This window comes from Halarchaeum salinum (assembly GCF_039520965.1).
Classification (GTDB): Archaea; Halobacteriota; Halobacteria; order Halobacteriales; family Halobacteriaceae; genus Halarchaeum; species Halarchaeum salinum.
The window spans coordinates 21827-39743 of record NZ_BAAABL010000042.1 but is presented as its reverse complement, the minus strand read 5'-3'; the positions used below and the strand labels follow the sequence as shown (position 1 = coordinate 39743).

General features: G+C 67.1%; 16 protein-coding genes. 11 read left to right on the top strand and 5 right to left on the bottom strand.

Annotated features, from left to right (window positions below):
• Positions 1 to 15 precede the first annotated feature (15 nt).
• Genes ilvN through ABDZ36_RS05910 form a run of 5 tightly spaced genes read left to right on the top strand, consistent with a single transcriptional unit; the run spans position 16 to position 4692 of the window.
• A complete protein-coding gene (gene ilvN / locus ABDZ36_RS05930) occupies positions 16 to 627 on the top strand; it encodes an acetolactate synthase small subunit (protein ID WP_211311150.1) in 612 nt (203 codons plus the stop codon).
• The gene (ilvC, locus tag ABDZ36_RS05925; RefSeq protein ID WP_211311149.1) at positions 620 to 1666 is read left to right on the top strand and encodes a ketol-acid reductoisomerase; all 1047 of its coding nucleotides are present in this window, start codon (positions 620 to 622) and stop codon (positions 1664 to 1666) included. The genes ilvN and ilvC overlap by 8 nt, the downstream gene beginning before the upstream one ends.
• Positions 1663 to 3084, top strand: coding sequence for a 3-isopropylmalate dehydratase large subunit (gene leuC / locus ABDZ36_RS05920; protein ID WP_211311148.1), 1422 nt, complete (start codon positions 1663 to 1665; stop codon positions 3082 to 3084). Before ilvC ends, leuC begins: the two co-directional genes overlap by 4 nt.
• The gene (leuD, locus tag ABDZ36_RS05915) at positions 3081 to 3731 is read left to right on the top strand and encodes a 3-isopropylmalate dehydratase small subunit (RefSeq protein ID WP_211311147.1); all 651 of its coding nucleotides are present in this window, start codon (positions 3081 to 3083) and stop codon (positions 3729 to 3731) included. Before leuC ends, leuD begins: the two co-directional genes overlap by 4 nt.
• A complete protein-coding gene (locus ABDZ36_RS05910) occupies positions 3724 to 4692 on the top strand; it encodes an isocitrate/isopropylmalate dehydrogenase family protein (RefSeq protein ID WP_211311146.1) in 969 nt (322 codons plus the stop codon). Before leuD ends, ABDZ36_RS05910 begins: the two co-directional genes overlap by 8 nt.
• Before the next feature lie 15 nt (positions 4693 to 4707).
• On the opposite strand, the gene ABDZ36_RS05905 is transcribed toward ABDZ36_RS05910, so the two are convergent.
• Positions 4708 to 5595 carry a homoserine kinase gene (locus tag ABDZ36_RS05905; protein ID WP_211311145.1) on the bottom strand — a complete coding sequence of 296 codons (888 nt, stop codon included), beginning with the start codon at positions 5593 to 5595 and terminating at the stop codon, positions 4708 to 4710.
• A gap of 600 nt (positions 5596 to 6195) precedes the next feature.
• Here ABDZ36_RS05905 and ABDZ36_RS05900 point away from each other — a divergent pair.
• Positions 6196 to 7509 carry an NAD(P)/FAD-dependent oxidoreductase gene (locus ABDZ36_RS05900; RefSeq protein ID WP_211311144.1) on the top strand — a complete coding sequence of 438 codons (1314 nt, stop codon included), beginning with the start codon at positions 6196 to 6198 and terminating at the stop codon, positions 7507 to 7509.
• Positions 7510 to 7530: 21 nt separating this feature from the next.
• Here the strand turns inward: ABDZ36_RS05900 and ABDZ36_RS05895 are convergent, their stop codons facing one another.
• Positions 7531 to 8112, bottom strand: coding sequence for a DUF6149 family protein (locus ABDZ36_RS05895; protein ID WP_211311143.1), 582 nt, complete (start codon positions 8110 to 8112; stop codon positions 7531 to 7533).
• A 129-nt stretch (positions 8113 to 8241) separates the two neighbouring features.
• Between ABDZ36_RS05895 and ABDZ36_RS05890 the strand changes: the two genes are divergently transcribed.
• From ABDZ36_RS05890 to carB, 4 genes are all read left to right on the top strand, one after another.
• Positions 8242 to 9483, top strand: coding sequence for an NAD(P)/FAD-dependent oxidoreductase (locus ABDZ36_RS05890; protein ID WP_211311142.1), 1242 nt, complete (start codon positions 8242 to 8244; stop codon positions 9481 to 9483).
• Positions 9484 to 9655: 172 nt separating this feature from the next.
• Positions 9656 to 10069 carry a DUF7124 domain-containing protein gene (locus ABDZ36_RS05885; RefSeq protein ID WP_211311474.1) on the top strand — a complete coding sequence of 138 codons (414 nt, stop codon included), beginning with the start codon at positions 9656 to 9658 and terminating at the stop codon, positions 10067 to 10069.
• 1 nt (position 10070) lies between these two features.
• A complete protein-coding gene (locus tag ABDZ36_RS05880; protein ID WP_211311141.1) occupies positions 10071 to 10664 on the top strand; it encodes a DUF5815 family protein in 594 nt (197 codons plus the stop codon).
• 191 nt (positions 10665 to 10855) lie between these two features.
• On the top strand, positions 10856 to 14098 hold the full coding sequence (gene carB / locus ABDZ36_RS05875) for a carbamoyl-phosphate synthase large subunit (RefSeq protein ID WP_211311140.1): 3243 nt from the start codon (positions 10856 to 10858) through the stop codon (positions 14096 to 14098).
• A gap of 198 nt (positions 14099 to 14296) precedes the next feature.
• Here the strand turns inward: carB and carA are convergent, their stop codons facing one another.
• Positions 14297 to 15349 (bottom strand): glutamine-hydrolyzing carbamoyl-phosphate synthase small subunit, encoded by a 1053-nt coding sequence (carA, locus tag ABDZ36_RS05870; RefSeq protein ID WP_211311139.1) that lies wholly within the window; start codon positions 15347 to 15349, stop codon positions 14297 to 14299.
• 97 nt (positions 15350 to 15446) lie between these two features.
• Here carA and ABDZ36_RS05865 point away from each other — a divergent pair, with 97 nt between their 5' ends.
• The gene (locus ABDZ36_RS05865) at positions 15447 to 15857 is read left to right on the top strand and encodes an Lrp/AsnC family transcriptional regulator (protein ID WP_211311138.1); all 411 of its coding nucleotides are present in this window, start codon (positions 15447 to 15449) and stop codon (positions 15855 to 15857) included.
• A 45-nt stretch (positions 15858 to 15902) separates the two neighbouring features.
• Here ABDZ36_RS05865 and ABDZ36_RS05860 read toward each other — a convergent pair whose 3' ends face one another.
• Entirely contained in the window at positions 15903 to 17369 is a 1467-nt protein-coding gene (locus ABDZ36_RS05860; protein WP_211311137.1) for a replication factor C large subunit, read from the bottom strand.
• A gap of 57 nt (positions 17370 to 17426) precedes the next feature.
• On the bottom strand, positions 17427 to 17891 hold the full coding sequence (locus tag ABDZ36_RS05855; RefSeq protein ID WP_211311136.1) for a universal stress protein: 465 nt from the start codon (positions 17889 to 17891) through the stop codon (positions 17427 to 17429).
• Between the last annotated feature and the right edge of the window lie 26 nt (positions 17892 to 17917).

Sequence of the window (17917 nt, the reverse complement as noted above, 5' to 3'; positions counted from 1 at the left end):
CGGAGGTGCACGGCGATGACCGGCGAACTTCCCGGGCCCGCGCCCGAGGAGCGCCCGCATCCGACGGGTCGCCGGAACAAACAGGGGATCCGCATCGACCCCGAAGCCGAGGCGGAGCCCAAGGTCAGACGCGAGGTGCTGTCGGCGCTCGTCGACCACGAGCCCGGCGTCTTAGCTGAGGTCTCGGGGCTGTTCGCGCGTCGGCAGTTCAACATCGAGAGCCTGACGGTCGGGCCGATCTCGACGGAGGGGCTCGCGCGGATGACGATCGTCGTCGAGGAGACGGACCCGGGCGTCGAGCAGGCCAAGCGTCAGCTGCGTAAGCTCGTCCCCGTGCACGCGGTCCGCGAACTCGACGACGCGACCGAGCGCGAGCTCGCGCTCATCAAGGTCAGCGACGACGACCCCGCGGGCGTCGCGGCCGTCGCGGAGATGTACGGCGGCGAGGCCGTCGAGGCCGGCCCGGAGGTCGTGACGGTCGAGTTGACCGGCACGGAGAGTGAGATCGACGCCGCGGTCGAGGCGTTCGAACGGTTCGGCGTGCGCGAGGTTGCCCGCACGGGCACCGCCGCGCTCGCCGGCGGCACGGAATTCACGGCACACGAGACAACTACTACCAATGAGTGACGACGACTTCACCCAGACTGTGTATCACGAAGAAGACACGAACCCCAACTACATCGCGGACGAGACGGTCGCGGTGCTCGGCTACGGGAGCCAGGGCCACGCGCACGCCCAGAACCTGAACGACTCGGGTGTCGACGTCGTCGTCGGCCTCCGCGAGGGCTCTGCCTCCCGAAAGGCGGCGAAGCAGGACGGCCTGCGCGTCGAGACACCGGTCGAGGCGGCCGCCGAGGCGGACGTCGTCAGCATCCTCGTCCCGGACACCGTCCAGCCGGACGTCTACGCGCAGATCGAGGACGAGTTAGAGGAGGGCGACACGCTCCAGTTCGCCCACGGCTTCAACATCCACTACGGACAGATCGAGCCGAAGGCGGGTATCGACGTGACGATGGTCGCACCGAAGTCCCCCGGCCACCTCGTCCGGCGGAACTACGAGGCCGGCGAGGGGACGCCGGGGCTCGTCGCCGTCTACCAGGACGAGACGGGCGAGGCCAAAGAACAGGCCCTCGCGTACGCGAACGCGATCGGCTGTGCGCGCGCCGGCGTCATCCAGACGTCGTTCAAGGAGGAGACTGAGACCGACCTCTTCGGTGAGCAGGCGGTGCTCTGCGGCGGCGTCACGAGTCTCGTGAAGACGGGCTACGAGACGCTCGTCGATGCGGGGTACAGCCCCGAGATGGCGTACTTCGAGGTCCTCAACGAGCTCAAGCTCATCGTCGATCTGATGTACGAGGGCGGGCTCGGCGAGATGTGGGATTCTGTCTCCGACACCGCCGAGTTCGGCGGGCTGACGCGCGGCGACATGGTCGTCGACGACCACGCCCGCGAGAACATGGAAGAGGTCCTCGAGCAGGTTCAAAACGGCCAGTTCGCCTACGAATGGGTCACCGAGAACCAGGCGAATCGGCCGCAGTTCGACCAGCTCCACGAGCGCGAGCGCACCCACGAGATCGAGGAGGTCGGCGAGCGCCTGCGCGAGCTCTTCGAGTGGGCTGACGAGGAGACCGAGGACGAACAGGAGCGTGCGGAGGTACGTCAATGAGCGAGGGCACGCTCTACGATACGGTCTGGGACGAACACACGGTCACGACGCTCCCGACGGGCCAAACCCAGCTGTTCGTCGGCCTCCACCTCATCCACGAGGTGACGAGCCCGCAGGCGTTCGGGATGCTCCAGGAGCGCGATCTCGACGTCGCGTACCCCGAGCTGACGCACGCGACGGTGGACCACATCGTCCCGACCGGCGACCGCTCGCGGCCCTTCTCGAATGACGCGGCCGAGCGGATGATGGAGGAGCTGGAGGACAACGTCCGCGAGGCCGGCATCGAGTTCGACGACCCCACGACGGGCAACCAGGGGATCGTCCACGTCATCGGCCCGGAGCAGGGGATCACTACCCCCGGCAAGACGATCGTCTGTGGCGACAGCCACACGGCGACGCACGGTGCGTTCGGCGCGGTCGCGTTCGGGATCGGCACGTCGCAGATCCGCGACGTGCTTGCGACGCAGTGCATCGCGATGGAGAAGCAGAAGGTCCGGCGCATCGAGGTCGAGGGCGAACTCGGCCCCGGCGTCGAGGCGAAGGACGTCATCCTCGAGATCATCCGGCGGCTCGGCACGGACGGGGGCGTCGGCCACGTCTACGAGTACGGCGGCGAGGCCATCGAGAACCTCGGAATGGAGGGCCGCATGTCCATCTGTAACATGTCCATCGAAGGCGGCGCTCGCGCGGGGTACGTCAACCCCGACGAGACCACCTACGAGTGGCTCGCGGAGACCGACGAGTACGCGGACGAGCCCGAGAAGTTCGAGCGCCACAAGGAGTACTGGGAGTCGATCCGCTCCGACGACGATGCGGAGTACGACGACGTCGTCACGATCGACGGCTCCGAACTCGAACCGGTCGTCACATGGGGCACCACGCCCGGACAGGGCATCGGCATCACCGATCCGATCCCGGATCCCGAAGAGATGGACTCGGGCGACGCGGACGTCGCGCGACGTGCGCAAGAGCATATGCGCGTCGAACCCGGCGAGACGATGGCGGGCTACGACATCGACGTCGCCTTCCTCGGCTCCTGTACGAACGCCCGGCTGCCCGACCTGCGTGCGGCCGCGAACATCGTCGAGGGCCACGAGGTCGCAGACGGCGTCCGCGCGTTCGTCGTCCCCGGTAGCCAGCGCGTGAAGGCCGCCGCGGAAGACGAGGGCTTGGACGAGATCTTCACTGAGGCCGGCTTCGACTGGCGCGACGCCGGCTGTTCGATGTGTCTCGGCATGAACGACGACCAGTTGGAGGGCGACGAGGCGTGTGCGTCCTCCTCGAACCGGAACTTCATCGGCCGGCAGGGCTCGAAGGACGGCCGGACCGTCCTGATGAACCCGCGGATGGTCGCCGCCGCGGCGATCACCGGGGAAGTGACTGACGTGCGCGAACTCAAGGAGGTGAACCTCGCATGAGCGATCTTGAAGACGGACCGGCCGACACCGTCGAGGAAGTGACGGGAACCGGCATCCCGATCCGCGGGAACGACATCGACACGGACCAGATCATCCCGGCGCGCTTCATGAAGGTCGTCACGTTCGACGGCCTCGGCGAATACGCCTTCTTCGATCAGCGCTTCGACGACGAGGACAACCAGAAGGACCACCCGTTCAACGAGGGCAGGTACCAAGGCGCGAACGTCCTCGTGGTGAACTCGAACTTCGGCTGTGGCTCCTCGCGCGAACACGCCCCCCAGGCCCTGATGCGCTGGGGGATCGACGCCATCATCGGCGAGTCCTTCGCGGAGATCTTCGCGGGCAACTGCCTCGCGCTCGGGATTCCGACGTTGACTGCGGATCACGAGTCGATCAACGCCCTCCAGCAGTGGGTGGACGACCACCCCGACGAGGATCTGCACGTCGACATCGTCCGTGAGACCGTCGAGTACGACGGCACGGAAATGGACGCGAACGTCGATAAGGCACAGCACAAGGCGCTCGTCGAGGGCGTCTGGGACACGACGGCGCTGATGGAGGCGAACCGCGATGCGACGCGACGCGTCGCGGAGTCCCTCCCGTACGTCGAGTCGGAATCGCTCCCCCACGCCGAGACCGATGACTGAGGAGATCGTCGTCATCCCCGGCGACGGCATCGGACAGGAGGTTGTCCCCGCCGCGATCGACGTCCTGCAAGCCACTGGCATCGACTTCGAGTTCGTCGAGGCCGCCGCGGGCGACCACGTCGCCGACGAGGGCGGCGACCCGCTCCCCGACGAGACGCGCGAACTCGCCGCGACCGCCGACGCAACGCTGTTCGGCGCGGCCGGCGAGAGCGCCGCGGACGTCATTCTCCCCCTGCGCGACGCCGTCGACTCCTTCGTCAACGTTCGGCCCGCGCGCACCTATCCGGGCGTCGACGCACTCAAGCCCGGCATGGACGTCGTCTTCCTCCGCGAGAACACGGAGGGCGTCTACGCCGGCCACGAGTCCCGACTCACGGACGACGTCTCGACCCTAACGCGCGTCGTCTCGAAGTCCGCGAGCGAGCGCCTCGCCGAGTACGCCTGCGAGTTCGCCCCCGAGGGCTTCACGGTCGCCCACAAGGCGAACGTGATGCGCGAGACGGATGGCCTCTTCCGCGACTCGGTCGTCGACGTCGCCGAGGCGAACGGCGTCGAGACCGACACCGCGCTGATGGACGCGATTGCGATGCATCTCTGTCTCCGCCCGGAGGAGTACGACACGATCGTCTGTCCGAACCTCGCGGGCGACGTGCTCTCCGACCTCTCCGCCGGGCTGGTGGGCGGCCTCGGCCTCCTCCCCTCCGCGAACATCGGCGAGGAGCGCGCACTCTTCGAGCCCGTCCACGGCACCGCACCGGACATCGCCGGCCAGGGCGTTGCGAACCCCTGCGCGACCGTGCTGTCGGCGGCGATGCTCCTCGACTATCTCGACTACGACGACGAAGCCGACAACGTGCGTGACGCTGTCGAGGGCGTGCTCGCCCACGGCCCGCGGACGCCCGATCTCGGTGGCGACGCCACGACGACGGACGTGACGAACGCCATCGTCGAGCGCCTCTAAAACCAGTTTCGCGGCTTACCCTTCGTTTTCGATGATCTCCGCGCCGCGCCCGACCGTCGAGCGATAGGCTCGCGCGTCGATGCCGTCGTCCTCGAAGGCCTCGACCATCGCGGACGCGACGGCGCGCTGGCGTTCGGGGTAGCACGCCGCGATGAGCGCCGGGCCGGCACCGCTGACGGTAACGCCCGTGGCACCCGCTTCGCTCGCCGCCTCGCAGACCGCGTCGTAGCCGTCGATGAGCGCCGCGCGGGCCGGTGTCACGACACGCTCGTCCATTCCGCGCCCAACGAGCATCGGGTCGTCACGCTGCATGCCGGCGGTGAGCGTCGCAGCGCTTCCGACCGTGTGAACGATGTCGTCCATCTCTGCCGAACGCGGCACGACGCCGCGTGCGTCCCGCGTTGAGACGGCGATTTCCGGGAGGCAGGCAACGAGTGGGACGTCCGCGTTGATGCTGAGCACGCCGTCGTCGCGGACGACGGTGAAGCCGCCGAGGATCGACGGCGCGACGTTGTCCGCGTGCGCCTCCCCCGAGACCGCGGCCTCGCCCTCCGCAGCGACGCGGACGAGCTCCTCGTTCGTGTTCCCACGGTCGTAGAGCGCGTTGAGCGCGACCGCCGCCGCGGCGGCCGACGCCGCACTGGATCCCAGCCCCGAGGAGGGCCGAACGCCCTTGTCGATGCGGATGTGCGCGGGCGCGTCGAGTTCGCGGGCGACGACACCCGCCGTGTTCTTCGCGGGGTTCTCCGGGATGTACTGCGCGCCCGCCCCCGTGACCTCGATGGTCGTCTCGTCGGCCCGTTCGACGGTGACGACGTCGGCGGGCCGGTCGAGCGCGACGCCGAACACGTCGAACCCGCTCCCGAGGTTCGCACTCGTCGCGGGGGCGCGGACCGTAAGCATGCGCGCCCGTACCGTGGCGCAGGGGAAAAGCGTAGCGAACCACTTCCATCTTCTTCCCGCTCGGGTCGGCGAAGCCGACCACTCGCGGGAAAAACATGGTCCGCGCGAGCGGTGCGAGTGCGGGATCAGCGAGAACGCAGTTCTCGCGGAGGTGAAAAACACCCGCGCGGCTCCGCCGCGCGGTGAAACTCGCCCGGAGGGCGAGTACGCTGGACTGCACCGCGGCCGCCAGCGTTTGATTCAGCCCGCGTACCTACCGCGAGCGACCGGCAGGAGCGAGCGGGCCAAGAGCCGACCAACGGGAGGATCGCGGGCTTTTGGCCGAGCTTTTCCTAGCGAGGCGGAGGCGAGCGCGGGAAAAGGTCGCACAGAGACCGAACGGACCACGTCGGCTAGCGTTCGGCGAGCGAGCGGCTCAGCAGAGCCCGAGCCAGGCGATTCACTCGTGGTTTCGCCGCGAGGTCTGAAACCCTCCTCTGGAGGCTGACGGACATTTTGGCCGAGGTTTTGCCAGCGATGGCGCGCGTTGCGCGCCGAGCCCGGCAAACGGTCGAACGCCGTTCCGTAACGATAAACCGCGCTGCGTCCCGATTCTCCGCCATGATCGGGATCGTCGGCGGCGGGATCGCGGGGTTGGCGGCAGCACGGCAGTTGCAGGCCGCGGGCCGCGAGGTGACGGTGTTCGAGGCGTCCGACCAGGTCGGCGGGCTCGCGGCGACGTACGAGACGGGCGGGGATCGCCTGGAGAAGTTCTACCACCACCTCTCGGGGTCCGAAGAAACCATCGTCGAACTGATCGAGGAACTCGGGCTCGGCGACGACCTGACGTGGCCGATCGGGAAGAACGCCTACTACATCGACGGGACGATCCACCCGATGGACAAGCCGTGGGAGATCCTCGCCTTCCCGTATTGGAACCTCTACGACACCTTCCGGCTGGGGATGCTCGTCCTCGACATCGACGTCCGGGGTGGGATCCCCTCGTTCGACTCGTACGAGGACCTCGCGGACTACGAGGACGTCCCCGTGAAGGAGTTCTGCATCGAGCATACGACGCGGAACGTCTACGAGACGTTCTTCGAGCCGCTCCTAGAGGCGAAGTTCGGCGAGCGCGCGGAGGACGTCTCGGCAGCGTGGCTCCTCGGGCGCATCAAGTTCCGCGGGGAACGCGATCTGTTGAAGGGCGAACCGCTCGGCTATCTCCGGGGCGGATTCGGTCGCCTGCTGGATGAACTCCTACGTGACGTCGGTACGGCGACGGTGGAGACGAACACGCGCGTCACGGACCTGTCGTTCGGCAAGGCGGGCGTGGAGACGCTCACCGCCGAATCCGGGGACGGAACGACGGAGACGCACGACGTCGATTCGGTCGTCGTCGCGGCGATGCCGAACGTCCTCGAAGACCTCACGGGCTACGAGTGCGATATCGAGTTCCAGGGGACGGTCTGCTCAGTGCTCTCTCTCTCGGAGTCGCTGACGGACACCTACTGGTTGAACGTCGCGGACGACGCGCCCTTCGGCGCGCTCATCGAGCACACGAACTTCATCGGCGAGTCGAACTACGGCGGCGAACACCTCCTCTACGTCCCGAAATACATCCAGAGCCCCGAGGACCCGGTGTGGGGAATGGACGACGACGAGGTCGCCGAAACGTGGATCGCGGGGATCGAATCGCTGTTCCCCGACTTCGAGCGCGAGTCGGTCAACTGGGTGAAAACGGCACGCAATCCCCGGACGGCCCCAATCTACGAGCGCGGCTACCTCGACATGGTGGTGCCCTACGACCTCGCGGACGACGTCGCGCCGGGCATCTACTACGCGGGAATGGCGAGCGAGGCGCAGTACCCCGAGCGATCGCTGAACGGCGGGATCGTCGCGGGATACGAGGTCGCCGACCGTATCACCGGCCGGTAATCGGACGCCCGTACCGTCGCGTCAGCGCTCGTTCGCGCCGGGCGCGCGATCCACGTCCACGTCGTCGGGGATAGCCTGGCTCCCGCGTTTCGTCTCGCCCTCGCCGTCCTCGACGTAGACGTCGTCGGCGAACCCGCCTTCCGCGTGCGGGAAGTCGCCCTCTGCGAGGCGCTCGGGCGTGTCAGTGACCTCGGGGAGTCCGCCCTTGGGGCCGAACTCGCCGAGCGGGTCCGCGACGGTGATTCCGTGCGCCTCGAAGAAGTCGCGGTGGCGTTCGTAGTGGGCGTCGACCTCCTCCGGGGGGTACTCCATCATCTCCGCCCATCCGTGGTTGTAGAAGTCGAAGGTCGCGACGATGTGCGTCATCTCGCGCGCCGTCGCCTCGTCGAACCCGTCTTGGAGGGCGGTGAGGTACATCTCGGTGCTCGCGTCGAAGAACGCCTCCAAGTGCGGGATGCGCTCCTCGCGGTACTCCGGGTCGGCCCAGTCGCCGAAGACGGAGACGTGGATGTCGACGAGTTTTTCGTGGACGAGGTCGCCGATGCCCGGCATCTCCAGTGCCTTTTGCGCCGCGAAGTGGGTGACGTTCTGCCGCAACTTCATACGCGTTCTATGAAATTCGACGTACAAAGATGCACCCATCGCGGTGATTCCGTGACACACAGCGGTAACGCATGCCGGAAGCGACAACGGATAGCAATCGACTTTAACCCGGAACGCCCAGTGGCCCACATGAGCCAGTCGTTCGTGATTATCGGTGACGGGGTCGCGGGGAGTTCCGCGGCGGAGACGATCCGCGAACGCGAACCCGACGCCGACGTCACCATCGTTACCGACGAGGGCGAAGCCCTCTATAACCGCATCCTCATCAAGGAGTTTGCCAAGGGGAAACTCCCGGAAGCGCCGATCTCCATTCACGACGAGTCGTGGTACGACGAACGCGACATCGACCTGCGGCTCAATACGCTCGTGACCGGGATTGACCCCGACGCGCACGTCGTCCACACGCACGAGGGCGACGACCTCGACTACGACGCGCTGCTCGTCGCGACCGGCGGGACACCGACACAGCTCCCGGTCGAGAACAGCGACGCCGAGGGCGTTCATCACTTCTGGACGTTCGAGGATGCCCGCCGGATCCGCGAGCACGCAGAAGAGGCGGACTCGGGCGTTATCGTCGGTGCGGGCCTGCTCGGGATCGACCTCGCGGCCATCTGTGCCGGTCAGGACATCGAGGCGAAATACCTGATGCGTGGCGACCGCTGGTGGCGCTACGCCCTCAGCGAGGACGGCGCGGAGATCATCCACGACGCGCTCGCGGAGAAGGGTATTGAGCCGGTCTTCGACTCCGGTGCCTCGGGCTTCGAGACGGACGACGACGGGCACGTCGTCGCGACGCTCGGCGGCAACGGCGAGCGCTACGACTCGGCGTTCGTCGGGGTCGCCATCGGCCTCAACTTCAACGTCGAGTTCCTCCAAGACACGAGCGTCGAAATCGACGACGGGATCGTCGTCGACGAGTACATGCGCACCGGCGTCGAGGATATCTACGCTGCGGGCGACATCACGCGTTTTTACGACACCATCCGCGACACGCACGCGCAAAACGGGTCGTGGGGCTCCGCGAAACAGCAGGGTGCCGTCGCCGGGCACGCGATGGCCGCCGACGACGTCGACGACGTCGATGCGTTCCGCTGGGTATCCTCGTACTCCATCACCCATTTCGACTTCCCGTTCCTCTCCTTTGGCTTCCCGACGGACGGCGACGAGCACGTCGAGCGCAAATACTCGGAGACGGAGTGGCGGCGACTCGCCTTCGAGGACGGCAAGCTCATCGGTGGCGTGCTCATCGGTGATCTCGCCCCGCAGTCGAAGTACAAACAGCTCATCCGCGCGGAAGCCGACGTCGCCGAGCAGTCGGATGTCCTCCTCCAGCAAAACTTCGAGCTCGAAGAGCTCGACGCGGAACTGTAAGTCGGCGATCGCGTTTTCCCCTTCCCGATTCACGGACACGACTCACGCCTCGCCTGATTCGTCGCTCCCGACGACCTCGAACCGTCCGCCTGCCGCTCGGGACGATGTTGTGGCCTCCCTCCCCCGACCGAAGCCGTTTTCCACGCTACCGGCCCACGTTGTAGCTATGAGCATGAGCGGCGGGAGTACGGATATGACGCTCGCCTTCGAGCTGTCCGCGCTCAAGCGACTCGCGAAACCCGGGACGGCGTTCGCCGACGCCCGACAGTGGACGGAGTACGTCGGCGTCGTGAGCGACGAACCGACGTACGTCGTCACGAACTTCACGCGAAAACGGCGGATCCGCCAGGACTTCTTCTCCGGGCCGAAATCGAAGCGCGAGAGCTTGGAGAACGTGAAGAACCAGTTCGAGACGAACCGACACGTCTTCGTCGGTTCGGGTGAGGAGGACGCAGCGCTCGCCGACGACACCGGCTGGGAGTACCTCGCTATCGAGGACGCCGCCGAGGCGGCCGGCTGGGAGCTCGGCGATCCCGAGGAGGCGGCGTCGAGCGCCGGCGAACCCGAACGCGACGACTGGCCGTAGCATGACGGAGACGGGAGCGGGGCCGCGCGTTCCGGACGCCGGCGACGGCGGCGACGGCGGCCGAGGCGGCGAGGCCGACGCGGACGACGGGACTGTCACGCTCCCCTGTGGGGAGACGGTCCACCGCTCCGCGTTCGACCTTGGGATGCGCGAGTACGAGTGCGCGTGCGGCGAGCGCCACGCCGTCGTAATGGATATGCATCCACCCTCGCGTTTCGTGCCGGAGGCCGTCGTCGACGTCCTGCGCGAGACGGTGAGCGTGGGGGAGGACGACGCGTTCGAGGAGTTCGGCACTCCCCACCTGATGGGGAGCGTGCTGGAGGAGTTCCCCGACGACATCGTCGCAGTCGATGCGACCGACGACGGGCGCGTCGGCTACGCGATGCTGTGGGTGACGCGTTTCGACGCGCGGACGCTCCACGAGCACGTCGTCGAGCTCGTTGTCGAGCTGATGGAGCACGCCGTGAGCCACGCGCGCGACGACGCCACGCAGGGCGATTTCGAGGAGCAGATGCTCGATTTCGACGTGAGCGAGTTCGTCGAGCGCTACCGGGCACGGCGCGACTGGCGCGACGAGTACGACGCGCCCGCGTGAGGCGTGCACGAGTCGGATAGGTAGTCATCAACCTCACTGGATCGCTACGACGATTCGCGATCGTCGCTTCCGGCGTCGCCCGCCGCCGTGTGCCGGCCCTCCCGGCCCGGTTACGATTTTCGTAATCCGGTTACGAGATTTGCAGTGTTTCGTTTCGCTTATTACGATGTACGCACTCGTCTCCGATACACATGAGTGACGACCGGACCGTCCTCCTCATTGGGAGCGGCCCGATACAGATCGGCCAGGCGGCAGAGTTCGACTACTCGGGCGCGCAGGCGTGTCGCGCCCTGCAAGAGGAAGGGGCCCGAGTCGTCCTCGTCAACTCCAACCCCGCCACCATCATGACGGATCCCGAGATGGCGGACGAGGTCTACATCGAACCCATCACCACCGAGGCCATCGCGGAGGTCATCGCGAAAGAGGAGCCGGACGGCGTCATCGCCGGCCTCGGCGGGCAAACAGGATTGAACGTCACCGCCGAACTCGCCGAGGAGGGCGTGCTTAATGAGTACGACGTCGAGATCATGGGCACGCCGCTCGACACCATCTACGCGACGGAGGACCGCGAGCTCTTCCGCCAGCGGATGCACGAGCTCGGCCAGCCCGTCGCGCGCTCGACGACCATCAGCCTCGATGAGGGCGAGAGCGTCCAGGAGCTCGACGCCGAAGCGCTCGGCGAGCGCGTCGAGGACGCCGTCGAGTCCGTCGGTGGCCTCCCGGTCATCATGCGGACCACGTACACCCTCGGCGGATCCGGTTCCGGCGTCGTCGAGGACATGGAGGTCCTCAAGGAGCGCGTCCGCAAGGGTCTGCGCCTCTCCCGGAACGACGAGGTGCTCATCACCGAATCCATCGCCGGCTGGGTCGAACTCGAGTATGAGGTGATGCGCGACGCCGGCGACTCCACCGTCATCATCTGCAACATGGAGAACATCGACCCGATGGGCATCCACACCGGCGAGTCCACGGTCGTCACCCCCTCGCAGGTCATTCCCGACGACGGCCACCAGGACATGCGCGACGCCGCCTTGGAGGTCATTCGCGATCTCGGGATCGAGGGCGGCTGTAACATCCAGTTTGCATGGCGCGACGACGGCACTCCGGGCGGGGAGTATCGCGTCGTCGAGGTCAACCCGCGCGTCTCGCGTTCCTCCGCACTCGCCTCGAAGGCGACGGGTTATCCGATCGCCCGCGTCACCGCGAAGGTCGCGCTCGGCAAGCGCCTCCACGAAATCACGAACGAGATCACGGGCGAGACGACGGCGGCCTTCGAGCCCGCGATCGACTATGTCGTCACGAAGGTGCCGCGCTGGCCCAAGGACAAGTTCGACAACGTCGACTTCACGCTCGGCACCGCGATGAAGAGCACGGGCGAGGCGATGGCGATCGGGCGCACCTTTGAGGAGTCGTTGTTGAAGGCGATGCGCTCGAGCGAGTACGAACCCGACGTCGACTGGGCGAGTCTCTCCGACGACGAGCTCGCCGAGACCTACGTCGCGCGCCCGAGCCCGGATCGCCCCTACGCGATCTTCGAGGCGTTCGACCGCGGCTACTCCGTCGACGAGGTCGTCGACCTCACGGGCATCGAGGAGTGGTACGTCGAGCGCTTCGCGCGGATCGCCGACGCGGCGGACGGCGCGAAGGACGGGAAGTTCACCGACGCCGCCATCGAGGGCTTCACGAACCACGAGATCACCGCGCTCGCGGGCGGTCCCTTCGACGACACCCATCCGTCGTGGCTCCCCTCGGACATCGAGGCCGAGGCGTCCGCGGACGAACCTGAGGCACGCCCCGACGGTGCGGGCGTGAGCGTCGCGGACGTCGAGGCTGACGTCCCCGGTCGCACCTATAAACAGGTCGACACCTGCGCGGGCGAGTTCGAGGCGCAGACGCCGTACTACTACTCCTCGCGCAAGCCCGAGTGGTTCAGCGGCCCCTTCGAGGGTGAGTCCGCGGGCGGCGAGCTCCGCGTCGATCACGACACGGACTCCGTCGTCGTCGTCGGCGGCGGCCCCATCCGCATCGGGCAGGGCGTCGAGTTCGACTACTGCTCCGTGCACGCCGTGCGCGCCCTCCGTGAGGAGGACATCGAGGCGCACGTCGTCAACAACAACCCCGAGACCGTCTCCACGGACTACGACACTTCCGACGGCCTGTTCTTCGAGCCGATCACGGCCGAAGAGGTCGCGGACGTCGTCGAGGCCACCGGGGCCGACGGCGTGATGGTTCAGTTCGGTGGCCAGACGTCGGTGAACGTCGCGGACGAGCTCGAGGCCGAGATCGACCGGCGCGGCCTCGATGCCTCGATCCTCGGGACGAGCGTCGAGGCGATGGACTTAGCGGAGGACCGCGACCGGTTCAACGTCCTGATGGACGAACTCGGGATCAGCCAGCCCGACGGGGGCACGGCGACGAGCAAGGGGGAGGCCCTCGATCTCGCGCACGATCTGGGCTATCCGGTTCTCGTTCGTCCCTCCTACGTCCTCGGCGGCCGCGCGATGGAGGTCGTCCACAGCGACGCGGAGCTCGAGGAGTACATCGAGGAGGCCGTCCGGGTCGCCCCGGACAAGCCGATCCTCGTCGATGAGTTCCTCGCGGACGCCGTCGAACTGGACGTCGACGCCGTCTCGGACGGCGAGGACGTCCTCATCGGCGGCGTGATGGAGCACGTCGAGGCCGCGGGCGTCCACAGCGGGGACTCCGCCTGCGTCATCCCGCCGCGGAACCTCGACGACGAGACACTCGGTCGCGTCCGCGAGGTCGTCGAGGAGATCGCGCGCGCCCTCGAAACCGTCGGCCTCCTCAACGTCCAGCTCGCCGTGAAGGACGGCGAGGTCTACGTGCTGGAGGCGAACCCCCGCTCCTCGCGCACCGTCCCCTTCGTCTCGAAGGCGACCGGCGTCCCCATCGCCAAGCTCGCCGCGAAGGTCATGGCGGGCGACTCGCTCGCCGACCTCGGCGTCGAGGAGGGCGTCCCCGAGCAGTTCAGTGTCAAGGAGGTCGTCCTGCCGTTCGACCGCTTCGAGGGCGCGGACCCCCGCCTCGGCCCCGAGATGAAGTCCACGGGCGAGGTCATGGGGACCGCCCGGACGTTCGGGAAGGCCTACGAGAAGGCCCAGTCCGCAGCCGGCAACCCGCTCCCGGATGACGGCGTCGCCGTCATCGACTTCGATATTGATGGCTTCGCCGACTACTACGACGTACGAGCGATCGACGACGTCCCCGAGGCGATCCGGCAGAACGAGATCGACCTCTACGTCGGCGACGACGTCGATGCGCTCCAGACCGCCATCGAGGAGGAACTCCCATACATCTCGACGGTCGCCAGCGCCGAAGCGAGCCTCGAAGCGCTCGCCCACCGCGCGGAAGACCTCGACATCGCCTCTGTGAGTTCACGCCCCATCACGAACACGACGTGGGGCGGCGAGTAACGCCCCACGAGCGGTAACCTGTCCGATATCGGGTCGAGGCGGCCGATTCGGCTCCTGTCCGATTTCGCGGTTGCTTTTTCTGTGGTAGTCCAAAACGGTTAGTGACAACTATGCACATGGACCATGATGGACACGTTACTCACCGATCGCGCGAAACGAAGAGAAGAGGGAGAGTAGCGAGAACCGCGTTCGATCCGTCTACGCGGTGACCTGCCGGCTCTCGGCGAGTTCGAGGACCTCGTCGAAGAAGTCGAGGGTGTCGTGCGGGCCGGGGTTCGCCTCGGGATGGTACTGGCGCGTCAGGATGCCGTACTCCGTGCTGTCGAGGCCCTCCGGGGTGTCGTCGTTGACGTTGATCTGCGTGACGGTGAGGTCGCCGGGCTCGTCGACGGTGTACCCGTGGTTTTGCGTCGTCATGACGACGCGGCCGGTGTCGTGGTCGAGGACCGGCTGGTTGACGCCGCGGTGGCCGAAATCCATCTTTTTCGTGGTGCCACCGAGGGCGCGCGCGACGACCTGCTGCCCGAGGCAGATGCCGGCAATCGGGAGTTCGTCGGTGAAGTGCTCGACGAGCGCCTGGGCGGCCTCGAAGTTCGCGGGGTCGCCGGGCCCGTTCGAGATGAAGAGCACGTCCGGGTCGAGTTCCTCGACGGCCGCGGCGTCGACGTCGTAGGGAAGGACGTGGACGTCGGCGTTACGCGCGGTGAGCGAGTCGACGATGGAGCCCTTCGCGCCACAGTCGATCAGCGCGACGCGTGCGCCCGATCCCTCGTGATGGATCGGCTCCTCGACGCTGACGTCCGCGCCGATGTCCGTGAGGTCGCTCATGTGCGGACAGGAGTCGAGTTGGGCCTTCGCCTCCTCGGGCGAGGCGTCCGGGCCGGCGGAGATGCCGACCTTCATTGCCCCCCGGTCGCGGATGTCCGTGACGAGGTCGCGAGTGTCGACGTGATCGACCCCGGGGACGCCCTCCGCCTCGAGCCACTCCGCGACGTCGTCCGTCATCTCGCGTGCGACGACGGCGTAGGGGTGGACGCGATCCGACTCGAAGCGCTCCTCTCGGACGCCGTAGTTCCCGATGAGTGGGTAGGAGAAGGTGAGCACCTGGGCCTCGTAGGAGGGATCGGTGAGACTCTCCTCGTACCCGGTGTAGGCGGTCGTGAACACGAGTTCGCCCTGGGCCGCGCCCGGAGCGCGCGCACGCGCTTCGACGACATCCCCCGTTTCGAGGGCGAGGTAAGCGTCCGGCATTACGAGAAGCGAACGGACTTCCCGACTATAAGCCTTGCTTTCGTAGCGTTGCTACGAAATTCGTAACGCCTTTCGCCCGCCGCCCCCACTCGTCAGTATGGACGACCTCGACCGGCAGATCCTGGACGTCCTCCGGCGCGACGCCAGGACCCCCTACACCGAGATCGGCGACGAGCTCGGCGTCAGCGAGGGGACGATCCGCAACCGCGTCGAGCGCTTGCAGGAGGAGGGCACCATCGAACGCTTCACCGTCTCCACCAGTACTGGGAACGTCAAAGCCATGATCGAAGTCGACGTCGCCGTCGACGTCGACACCCACGGCGTCGGCGACCAGATCGCCGAGTGGCCCGAAGTCGATTTCGTCTGGCAGGTCTCCGGTGAACTCGACATCGTCGTCGTCGTCGACGCCGAGGACACCGGCCGCGTCAACGAACTCATCACCAAGACGCGCGAGCTCGACGACGTCACCACCACGAAAACACGATTGATCCTGGAGGAGACCCTGTAAAACTACCTTTTACTGCGCTCGCTTCGCTCGCTGGCAAAAGGTCATTTAGAAGAACTCGTCGAGGCCGCTCTGCATGTCGTCGTCCTCGGCGTCGTCGGCTTTGGTGTCTTCTTCCTCGTCAACGAAGACGTCTTCGTCCTCCGCTGGCGCGTCGGTGTTCGCCTCGTCAGTCCCGTCGACTTCGACATCGCTGGCTTCGGCCTGTCCCTCGAACGCGCCGCCGGAGTGTTCGACGGCGGCCGCCGCCTCCGCCGCTTCCGCGTCGGCGACAATGTCTTCGACCTTGTTCGTGTCCTTCCCGCTGCCGGTGACGAAGGCGACGTGTTCCTCCTCCAGATCGTAGGCGGTGGCCATCGCGACGGTGAGCTCCCGTGGCTTGCAGTGATGCGTCATCGCGGCGAGGAACGGCATCACCTCGCGGCGGGCGGTCGCCATCGAACAGCCGGACTGCTCGGCGATCTTGCGCGCGATGTAGTCGCGGGTGTTTCTGGTCCCTTTCGTCCGGCCGAGCTTCGACCAGTAGGAGGGCGGGCCGTATCGCGTCCAGCCGCCCTTTTGCTCGCGGCGCGCGGCCGCGACGCCGGCGGCGACGTTGTCGGTCGCGTAGCGCCAGTAGGAGTAGTCCTGCGTGGCACGCACGCGCCCGAGCCACTTGTCGGCGTTTGCGAAGAAGCCGTAGGCGTCGGCGAGCTCGGGGCCCGAGTAGTCCTTCGGGGCGTTGTCCTCCACCCAGTTGAGGAGGTCGTCGGGCGTCTCGTCGACGTCGTAGGCGGCGTAGAGCGCCTCTTGTGCGCCCTTCTCCTTGATAACGTCGTCGAGGAAGTCGAAGATGCCCTCGGTGGTGTCCCGATCGCCGGTGACGATGTCGTCCTCGGTGAGGACGTCGGCCTCCTCGGCGAGCGCCTGAAGGTCGTTGATCGCCGAGCGGAGGTCACCGCTGTTCTTCTGCGCGAGTGCGGAGAGCGCGCTGTCCTCGTACTCGATCCCCTCGCGCCGGCAGACGTCGCGGAGTACCGGGATGATCGAGCGCTTCCCGACGTCGCGGAACTCGATCTCCCGACAGGCGTTGCGGAGGGCGTTCGACATGTCGTAATACTCGTTGGCGATGAGGACCATCGGCTGCGTGGCCTCCTTCACGAGGCGCGTGACGGCGCGCGCGCCGCCCCGATCGGCGTTGCCGTGGATGTTGTCCGCCTCGTCCATGATGACGAGCTTGCGGCCACCCGAGCCGCCGACGAGCGTGCCGGATTTGGCAGCCTCGCCCGCGACGCGCTCGATGACGTCCTTCGTGCGCGTGTCGCTCGCGTTCAACTCGATCGCGTCCCACCCCATGTCGTTGGCGAGCGCGTGCGCTGCGGAGGTCTTCCCGACGCCCGGGCTCCCGTGGACGATGACGGCCTCGCCGTGGTCGTCCCACGTCTCCGCCCACTGCTTGAGGTCGTCGCGGGCGGAATCGTTCCCGCGGACCTCCGAGAGGGTCGTCGGGCGGTACTTCTCCGTCCAATCAACCATTACGCGAGAAGAGGCGCGAACTGCGGTTAGGTGTTCCGGGACGGGGCGACGGCGTCGTCAGTCCGACTGCGCGGCGACGTACGTGACCGGGCAGGGCGAGTCGAGGATGATGTCCTGTGCGGTGCTCCCGAACACCGCCTTCCCGGTCGGCGAGCGCGGCCGGCCGGAGACGAACACCTGATCCGCGCCCTCGGCTTCGGCGGCCGCGATGACTTCTTCTGCGACCTGCCCGACCGCGCCGTGGACGACGTAGTCGATTCCGCGTTCGTCGAGCCTCGCGCCGAGGTGGGTGACGGTCTCGTGGTCGGCCAGCACCTCGTCCGCGTCATCCCGACTCGCGCCTTCGTGGCCGAGGCGTTCGGCGGCATCGAGGAACTCCTCCCCCGAGACGACGTACGTCAGTACGACCGTCGCGTCCGCCGGCCCGGCGACCTGCATCGCGGCGTCGAGTAGTCGGTCCGCGTTCTCGTCGGTGATCTCCGGGCTGAGTGCGACCAGTACGGTGTCGAGCGTCGATTCCATACCCCCTGTCCATCACGGACCGTCAT